General features: G+C 28.3%; 1 protein-coding gene and 1 pseudogene. One reads left to right on the top strand and one right to left on the bottom strand.

What is annotated here, in order from left to right; genetic code table 11:
- Positions 1-276, bottom strand: a 276-nt coding sequence (locus ACQY5W_RS13250) for a hypothetical protein (RefSeq protein WP_428025445.1), incomplete at its 3' end; no start/stop codon positions are given.
- A 176-nt stretch (positions 277-452) separates the two neighbouring features.
- Between ACQY5W_RS13250 and petB the strand changes: the two are divergent.
- A pseudogene (gene petB / locus ACQY5W_RS13255) lies at positions 453-644 on the top strand (cytochrome b6); the annotation flags it as partial.

The following is a 644-nucleotide window of genomic DNA, read 5'->3' on the forward strand; positions in this document are numbered from 1 at the left end:
CTGATTCCAAAACTCTTTACTTAATTGTTGTTTCAGACGAATTATTATACTTTCGGCTTCACCAATATACATTTTATGCGAATATAAATTAGTTGTACTTGCTCCAATTAAAAAATATACTCCTTGCTTTTTTAATTCTTCTCTTTTTTCTAACTCATTAATATTTGTCCTATAAAATGCGAAAGATAATCCAGTCCAATTTATTATCTCAACTAATCTTAGTCCAGTTGGTTTACCATTTGTAAGAAATATCCTGAGAGTTCTGCCAAATTCCATTGATTGTAATCAAGTATCAAAGATAAAGAAGTTATTTAACATCTAAAAGAAAATTAATTAAAAATCATTAAAAATTACTACGCACTCGTGGGTTCGAATCCCACTCTCGCCTTTTTAAAAATTATTGATTTTCATTTATTTTGCTTAACTGTGTAAAAAAATTCTAAATATTTTGTATGAACAAAGTGTACGATTGGTTTGAAGAACGATTAGAAGTTCAAGCTATTGCTGATGATATTTCTAGTAAATATGTACCACCTCATGTAAACATTTTTTATTGTTTTGGTGGTCTTGTTTTAACTTGTTTTTTAATTCAAGTTGCAACAGGTTTTGCTATGACATTTTACTACAGACCTAGTGTTGTAGAT

It is taken from the genome of Arcobacter sp. (assembly GCF_050300555.1).
GTDB lineage: Bacteria > Campylobacterota > Campylobacteria > Campylobacterales > Arcobacteraceae > Arcobacter.